The sequence below is a fragment of the Asticcacaulis aquaticus genome (assembly GCF_028550415.1).
Lineage (GTDB): Bacteria > Pseudomonadota > Alphaproteobacteria > Caulobacterales > Caulobacteraceae > Asticcacaulis > Asticcacaulis aquaticus.
Genome location: NZ_JAQQKX010000009.1, coordinates 181,752 through 187,751, shown reverse-complemented (window position 1 = coordinate 187,751; position 6,000 = coordinate 181,752). Strand labels below are relative to the sequence as shown.

Sequence of the window (6,000 nt, the reverse complement as noted above, 5' to 3'; positions counted from 1 at the left end):
GCTCCCCAACAGCCCTTTAAGCTCAGGGGATATCGGTCCAGTCTTCAGATGGATTGGGGCGCGCCAACGCCTCAATCCATCACAAACTTAGCAGCCTTCTCACAAACAAGGGGGACCGCTTTGCGTAGCAAAGGGGTGGTGGGGTATCTTGCTGAGGCTCAATAGGAACCGTCGTAAGTAAGCAAGAACCCCCACCACCACATCTCAATCGCTTCGCGATCTCGTGCGGTCCCCCTCCCCATCGAAGATGGGGAGGTATAAGAGGTAAAACAAAAAAGCCGCCCCTGACGGAGCGGCTTTTCAGAGCTTGGATAAAATCCGTGAAGTCTTAGGAGACTTGCAGGTTTTCAGCCGACATCTTGCCCGAACGCTTGTCGCGGGCCAGCTCGAACGAGACCTTCTGGCCTTCGTTCAGGCCGCGCAGACCGGCGCGCTCAACGGCCGAGATGTGCACGAAGATGTCGTTGCTGCCGTCGTCCGGCTGAATGAAACCATAACCCTTGGTGGAATTGAACCACTTAACCGTACCTGTGCTCATGACGAACCCTTTCAATGGTAACTTGATATCTCGATAGTTGAATGGAAGTTCGCCGCTACGGTTTTGTCTCAAAGCCGCAAAAACAAAGTTGCAGTTCAAATAGTCGATGGCCGGGACCTTATAGGCATAAGGCTAAGGCGTCAAACCCCAATCCGGCGATCACACGGACTTGAGGCAAACGGTTTCAGGGCACGAAAAAAGCGCAGACCCTAAGGCCTGCGCTTTTTGATCAGGTCTCAGATGGCTCAGGCAAGCTTTGCCTTCACCTTTTCGACGATGGCGTCCTTGGTGATGCCGAACTGTTTGTACAGCACGTCCTGCGGGGCCGAAGCGCCGAACGACGACATGCCGACGAAGATACCGTCGAGGCCGATGAATTTCTCCCAGCCCATCTGCACCGCGGCTTCGACCGCGACGCGAACCGGAGCCGTGCCGATGACCGAGGCCTGATAGGCAGCGTCCTGACGGTCGAACAGCGCCCAGCACGGCGTCGAAACGACACGGGTCGGGATGCCGTCGGCCTCCAGCGCCTCGGCCGCGGCGACGGCCACCGAAACCTCGGTGCCGGACGAGAAGATCGAGACCTTCGCTTCGCCCGACGCCGGACGGATCTCATAGGCGCCCTTGGCGGTCAGGTTGCCGCCGGTGGTGCGGACAGCGGGGACTTTCTGACGCGACAGGACCATGATCGACGGCGTGGTTTCCGACAGAAGCGCGGCCTTCCAGCTTTCGGCGGCTTCGACGATGTCCGCCGGGCGGAAGGTCAAAAGGTTCGGCATGGCGCGGAAGCTGGCCAGATGCTCGACCGGCTGGTGCGTCGGGCCGTCTTCGCCGACGCCGATGGAATCGTGCGTCAGGACGTTGATCGTGCGGATGTTCATCAGCGCGCCTAGGCGGATGGCCGGGCGCGAGTAGTCCGAGAACACGAAGAAGGTGCCGGAATAGGGGATGACGCCGCCGTGCAGGGCCATGCCGTTCATCGCGGCGCTCATGCCGAATTCGCGCACGCCGTAATGGACGTAGCGACCGTCGTAGTTCGGCGTGTCAAACGCCGTCATGCCCTTGACGAAGGTGTTATTGGAACCGGTCAGGTCCGCCGAACCGCCGACCATGTCGTCGATCGACGGCACCAGTTGCGCCAGCGCGGCCCCTGAGGCCGAACGCGTGGCGTCCCCGGCCTTAAGCTCCAACTGCTTTTCGATGTGAGCGTCGAGCGCGGTGAAGGCGTCGGCGGGCAGTTCACCCTTCATGGCGCGGGTGAAATCGGCACCGTTCGGATGAGCTTTCAGCTTGGCTTCCCACGCCTTGCGCGGCTTGGCGGCTTTGCGACCGGCGGCTTCCCAGGCCTTCTTGACCGGCGCGGGGACGGTCCAGCTTTCGGCGGTCCAGCCCATGGCCTGACGGGCCAGTTCGATGTCGGAGTCGAAGAGGGTGTAGCCGTGCGAGTGCGGATCGGCTTCCTTCGGACCCGCACCCTTCGAGATCAGGGTCTTGCAGGCGATCAGGACGGGCTTCGACTGCTGCGTCGCCCAGCGCATGGCCGCGGCGATCTTGCCGTGGTCGTGGCCGTCGACGGCCTTGACCGCCCAGCCGGCGGCCTTGAAACGGGCCAGTTGGTCGCCGGTTTCGGCAATGGTCGCCACGCCGTCGATAGTGACGTTGTTGTCGTCCCACAGTACGATCAGCTTGTTGAGCTTCAGACGCCCGGCCAGCGAGATGGCTTCGTGCGACACGCCTTCCATCAGGCAGCCGTCACCGGCGATGACCCAGGTCCGGTGATCGACCAGTTCCGGGAAGCGCGCGTTCAGGTGACGTTCGGCCATGGCCATGCCGACCGAGGTGGCCAGACCCTGACCCAGCGGGCCGGTGGTGCATTCGACGCCTGCCGTGTGGCCGTATTCCGGGTGGCCGGGGGTGGAGGAGCCCCACTGACGGAAGTTCTTGATATCCTCCATCGACACCGACTTGTAACCCGTCAGGTGCAGCAGCGAATAGAGGATCATCGAGCCATGACCGGCCGACAGTATGAAGCGGTCGCGGTCGGCCCAGTCGGGGGCCTTCGGGTCGTATTTGAGGAACTTGGTGAACAGGACGGTCGCGACGTCAGCCATGCCCATCGGCATCCCCTGGTGGCCGGACTTGGCGCGGTGCACGGCTTCCATCGACAGGACGCGAATCGCATCCGCCATCACGACGGGCGACGGCTTGGCGGCGAACAGGCCTTCGGAGGCTGAGGACATGGGCTTTGGTACCTGTAGATATGAGAGACTGTCTGAGAAAGGGAGCTTTTGCGCGGTCCTTTAGACCATCTGCCGGGGAATGGCCATAATCTAACTGTAGCAAAATCGGCGCGGGGTTCATTTTTCGCCTGACAGGCTGTACGGCTTGTGAAAGCGACGCGTTGGAAGTAAAGTACAAGCCATGGAAAATGCTCAGAACACGGTGCCCGCAGGCTCCAGCCTCACCTCGGCGGTCGAACGTCTGGACAATGCGCTGGGCGCGCTGGAAGGCCGAATCAAGGCGCTTCAGGTCAAGGCGGGCGAATTGCCGGCCGATTCGCTCGATCTGGTCGATGCGGCGGAGGCCGAACGCCTCAAGGCCGAGATCGCGGCGCTGAAATCGCGCGAAAAGCTTCTGGAAGAGGCCTCGCGCGGCGCGTTCGAAGCGCTGGGCGTCGCCGCCAAGGACATCCGTCACATCCTCAGCGAACAGGCAGCGTAGATGGCCGAGGTCACCGTCAAGGTCAATAACAAGCCCTATATGGTCGGGTGCGCCGACGGTCAGGAAGCGCGTGTGCAGGAACTGGCCCGCATCTTCGACGAGCACGTCGAGATGGTGGTCTCCGACATCGGCTCGATCGGCGAGGTGCGCCTGTTCCTGATGGCGTCGTTGCTGCTGATCGACGAGATGGAAGAGCTTAAAACCCAGCTCGAAGCCGCGCAGTCCGCGCAGGCCCGCATGTCGGCGGGCGCGTTCGAGATCGAGCGCAAGGCGGCCTTTGCGATCTCGGATGCTGCCGAACGGCTGGAAAAGCTGGTCGGCGAGGTTTGATAAATCTGCCTGGGGTTTAAGGCTGGAGAACGTATAAATCCTTCCCCGTTTACGGGGAAGGTGGCTGCGAGTTTACGAGCAGACGGAAGGGGGAAGCCGCACCTATAATCCGCACCGTCAGAGTTTGTTTTGACTGCTGCATCCCCCTTCCGTCAGTTCAGCCTGTCGGCTGCCCTGCCACCTTCCCCGTAAACGGGGAAGGATGTTGACGTCGCCCCCTTGTAACCGGTGCCCATAAGGCCTAAATTAGGCGTCGGCGGGTCTTGCTGCGGCTCACGTCAGCGATCACCTAATCCTTCTGACCTTAATCTCTTAGAACGGGAGCTGTCCCTGACTAGGGCCGTGGTCCTTATCACATGGTTCCCACCTGACTTGTCAGGTCTGAGTGGATTTAAACGCTTCGCAACGGTTCATACGCGGCGCCGCCACATCTAAAAGGCCTTCGGTTCGCCGGAGGCTTTTTTTTGTATTCGAGGTAGGAATGGCCTTTGTTTTTAAATATCTGCCGTCGCCGTTAGGCCTGCTGACTCTGGTGGCCAGTGATAAAGGTCTGGCGGCGGTATTGTGGGAAGACGACAAGCCTGACCGTGTGCCGTTGAAAGCGTTGGAACAAGGCACGACGCCGATCCTCGCTCAGGCCGAACAGGAACTGAACGACTATTTTGCCGGTCGGCGCACCGTCTTTACCGTGCCGCTCGATGCGCAGGGTACGCCGTTTCAGAAAAGCGTCTGGGATGCTTTGAGCGGTATTCCGTTCGGTGAAACCCGCAGCTACGGGCAACTGGCGCGGCAACTGGGTAATCCGTCGGCCATGCGGGCGGTAGGGGCCGCCAATGGCCGCAATCCGATCTCGATCATCGTGCCGTGCCACCGCGTCATCGGCGCGTCAGGCAAGCTGACCGGCTTTGCGGGCGGTCTGGAGGCCAAGGCCTATCTGTTGGAACTGGAGCAGGGCGGGCGGTTGCTGTGAAGGATGTAAAAGCCGCTTTGCGCAAGGATATGAAGGCGCGCCGCGCGGCCTTGGCGGTGGCCGATCCGCAGGCGGGGGAGGCGCTGGCCGATGCGTTCGAGACGCGCGGCGACTGGCCGGAAGGGGGTGTGGTGATTGCCGGTTTCCATCCGATGCAGAGCGAAATCGATCCGCTGCCGCTGCTGATGCGTTTTCACGCGCGGGGCTATCCGCTGGCCTTGCCGAGCTTGTTCGAGAGCGCCGAAGGTTTGCAAATGATCTTTCGGGCCTATGATCCGGTCGCACATCTGGTCGAAGGACCTTACGGCATCTGGCAGCCGTCGAATGACGCGGTGGAGGTCCTGCCCGATATCGTACTGGTGCCGCTGCTGGCCTTCGACAAACAGGGCGGGCGGCTGGGGTATGGTGGCGGATTCTACGACCGGGCTTTACACTATCTTAAGGCGGTGAAACCGGTTAAGGAGAGACCTTTGATGCTGTGGGGCATAGGATTTTCCGGTCAGGAAATCGCCAAAGTCCCCATGGAACCCCACGACCAGCGTCTCGACGCCGTGCTGACAGAGCGCGGCTGGGTTGAGATTAGAAAGACCTTTTGATGCGTTTTGCCTTTTTCGGAGATGTGGTGGGCCGTTCGGGCCGTGACGGTCTGACCGAGCACCTGCCGTTCATCAAACGCGCCCTCGACCTCGAATTCGTCATCGTCAATGCCGAAAACGCCGCCTCGGGGTTCGGCGTGTCGGAAAACACCGCGCGGCAATTGTTCGACGCCGGGGCCGATTGCTTGACGCTGGGCAACCATTCGTGGGATCAGAAGGAAGCCCTGACCTATATCGTGCGCGAACCGCGTCTGATCCGTCCGCTGAACTATCCGCCGCTGGCCGATGTGCCCGGACGCGGGGTCAATCTGTTCGAGACGGCGTCGGGTAAGCGCATCGTGGTGATGAACGTGCTGGGTCTGGTTCACATGCAGTCGATGGACGACCCGTTCGCCGCCGTCGACAAGGCGTTGGAAGGCGCGCCGCTGGGCCTTGTCGCCGATGCGGTTGTGATCGATATGCACGCCGAAGCGACATCCGAAAAAATGGCCATGGGCCATTTCTGCGACGGTCGCGCCTCGTTGGTCATTGGGACGCATACCCACGTCCCGACCGCCGATGCGCAGATCCTGCCCGGTGGCACCGCCTATCAGACCGATGCCGGGGCCTGTGCCGATTACGACAGCGTCATCGGCATGGACAAGGAAGAGCCGCTGCGCCGCTTCACCACGCGCATCGGCAAGGAGCGCTACAAGCCCGCTTCGGGTCCGGCGACCGTGTGCGGTGTCTTCGTCGAAACCGACGACAGGACCGGGCTGGCCACGCGCATCGAGCCGATCCGCGTCGGTGGCCGCCTCAAGACGGTGTTGCCAGAGTTGCAGGTTTCGGTTTAAAACCGCGCCAAT

At 61.4% G+C, this 6,000-nt stretch carries 7 protein-coding genes; 5 read left to right on the top strand and 2 right to left on the bottom strand.

Annotated elements, in window-relative coordinates:
• Nucleotides 1–328 precede the first annotated feature (328 nt).
• Both PQU92_RS12505 and tkt read right to left on the bottom strand, forming a co-directional pair.
• Nucleotides 329–538 (bottom strand): cold-shock protein, encoded by a 210-nt coding sequence (locus tag PQU92_RS12505; protein ID WP_023461543.1) that lies wholly within the window; start codon nucleotides 536–538, stop codon nucleotides 329–331.
• A gap of 245 nt (nucleotides 539–783) precedes the next feature.
• Nucleotides 784–2,778 carry a transketolase gene (gene tkt / locus PQU92_RS12500; protein ID WP_272748550.1) on the bottom strand — a complete coding sequence of 665 codons (1,995 nt, stop codon included), beginning with the start codon at nucleotides 2,776–2,778 and terminating at the stop codon, nucleotides 784–786.
• A 181-nt stretch (nucleotides 2,779–2,959) separates the two neighbouring features.
• Between tkt and PQU92_RS12495 the strand changes: the two genes are divergently transcribed.
• From PQU92_RS12495 to PQU92_RS12475, 5 genes are all read left to right on the top strand, one after another.
• Complete coding sequence (locus PQU92_RS12495) at nucleotides 2,960–3,259, top strand: hypothetical protein (RefSeq protein ID WP_272748549.1); 300 nt, start codon at nucleotides 2,960–2,962, stop codon at nucleotides 3,257–3,259.
• Nucleotides 3,260–3,589, top strand: a complete 330-nt coding sequence (locus PQU92_RS12490) for a cell division protein ZapA (RefSeq protein ID WP_023461541.1) — start codon at nucleotides 3,260–3,262, stop codon at nucleotides 3,587–3,589.
• A 481-nt stretch (nucleotides 3,590–4,070) separates the two neighbouring features.
• A complete protein-coding gene (locus PQU92_RS12485; RefSeq protein ID WP_272748548.1) occupies nucleotides 4,071–4,559 on the top strand; it encodes a methylated-DNA--[protein]-cysteine S-methyltransferase in 489 nt (162 codons plus the stop codon).
• Nucleotides 4,556–5,155: a 5-formyltetrahydrofolate cyclo-ligase gene (locus tag PQU92_RS12480; RefSeq protein WP_272748547.1), complete on the top strand. Its 600-nt coding sequence runs from the start codon at nucleotides 4,556–4,558 to the stop codon at nucleotides 5,153–5,155. Before PQU92_RS12485 ends, PQU92_RS12480 begins: the two co-directional genes overlap by 4 nt.
• Complete coding sequence (locus tag PQU92_RS12475) at nucleotides 5,155–5,988, top strand: TIGR00282 family metallophosphoesterase (RefSeq protein ID WP_272748546.1); 834 nt, start codon at nucleotides 5,155–5,157, stop codon at nucleotides 5,986–5,988. Before PQU92_RS12480 ends, PQU92_RS12475 begins: the two co-directional genes overlap by 1 nt.
• Nucleotides 5,989–6,000 lie beyond the last annotated feature (12 nt).